The sequence below is a fragment of the Paracoccus marcusii genome (assembly GCF_006151785.1).
Classification (GTDB): domain Bacteria; phylum Pseudomonadota; class Alphaproteobacteria; order Rhodobacterales; family Rhodobacteraceae; genus Paracoccus; species Paracoccus marcusii.
This window is the reverse complement of sequence record NZ_VDDD01000252.1, coordinates 1-1,289: the sequence shown is the minus strand read 5'-3', so window position 1 is coordinate 1,289 and position 1,289 is coordinate 1. Positions and strand designations below refer to the sequence as shown.

Annotated in this window: 2 protein-coding genes; both read left to right on the top strand. The window is 74.2% G+C overall.

What is annotated here, in order from left to right; all coding sequences use genetic code 11:
• The coding region (locus FHD68_RS18600) for a S8 family serine peptidase (RefSeq protein ID WP_139086604.1) at positions 1–1,001 on the top strand (1,001 nt) is incomplete at its 5' end.
• Between the two features lie 70 nt (positions 1,002–1,071).
• The coding region (locus FHD68_RS18595) for a hypothetical protein (RefSeq protein WP_208863818.1) at positions 1,072–1,289 on the top strand (218 nt) is incomplete at its 3' end.

The window sequence follows — 1,289 nt, the reverse complement described above, 5'->3', positions numbered from 1 at the left end:
GCGACAACGCGACGTTGGCGCGCCGCGCCGCCCGGCTGCGCCTGCCGCCGGGCCGCAACCCGGCACAGGCCCGGGCAGAGATCGCCCGCCTGCTGCCCGGATCGACCGCGGCGCTGAATTCGCTCTATCGCCCCGACGACCTGACCTGCGACGGCGCGGACTGCGCGGCCCAGCAGATGATCGGCTGGCGCCCTGCCGATCTGCAGGCCCGGCCGCGGATCGGCATGATCGACACGGGTGTCAATCCCGACCATCCCGCGTTGCGCGGCCAGTCGCTGCGCGTGAACCAGGTCGACCTGGACGGGCGGAACGCGGCGGGGCGCCGGCATGGCACTGCCGTCGCGGCCCTTCTGATCGGCAATGCGCAGGGTCGCGCCCCCGGCCTGCTGCCGCGTGCCGACCTGATCGCGGTCGAGGCGTTCCACAGCCGCGCCGATGGGGCGGCGGCGGATGCGTTCTCGTTGCTGAACGCGCTGGACGTGCTGATCCAGGCGCGGGTGCAGGTCATCAACATGTCCTTTTCCGGCCCCGCGAACCCCGTGCTGCGCCAGGTCGTGGTCGAGGCGCGCGATGCGGGCATCGGCCTTGTCGCGGCCGCGGGGAACGGCGGGCCGGGCGCCGCCCCCGCCTTTCCCGCCGCCTGGCCCGAGGTGATCGCCGTCACCGCCGTCGATGCCGACCGTGCCCCCTATCGCCAGGCGGCGCGGGGTCCGCATGTCGCGCTGGCCGCGCCGGGGGTGAACCTGTGGACCGCCGCCTCGATCGAGGGGGGGCGGCTGCGGTCGGGGACCTCGTATGCCGCGCCCTTCGTGTCGGCGGCACTGGCGCTTGGCATGGCGCGCGACGGGCTGAGCGCGACGGATGCGCGCGACCGGTTGTTCCGCTGCGCTGCCGATCTGGGCGCACCGGGCCGCGACCCGGTGTTCGGCCACGGCATGGTCGCGTCGCCGTCGGCCTGCCCCGAGGCAGGATCGCAGATTCTTTCCGTCAGCGGGGAATAAGCCGCCCCGCCGGCCCGTTGCATCCATGAACCGGACAGGACCGGTTCCGGCAACACAAAGGAAGAAGCCCATGTCCGATACGTCCGATATCCGCCTCTCGCGTCGCGGCCTTCTGGCCAAGCTGGGCCTGGCCGCAGGGGCCGCCGGCGTGATCTATGCCGCCCCCACCCTGGTCGGGTTCGGGGCGGCCCATGCCAGCGGCGCCAGCGGTCGCAGCGGCCGGGGTGGCAGCGGTCGCGGCAACAGCGGCCGGGGTGGCAGTGGTCGGGGCGGCAGCGGTCGCGGAGG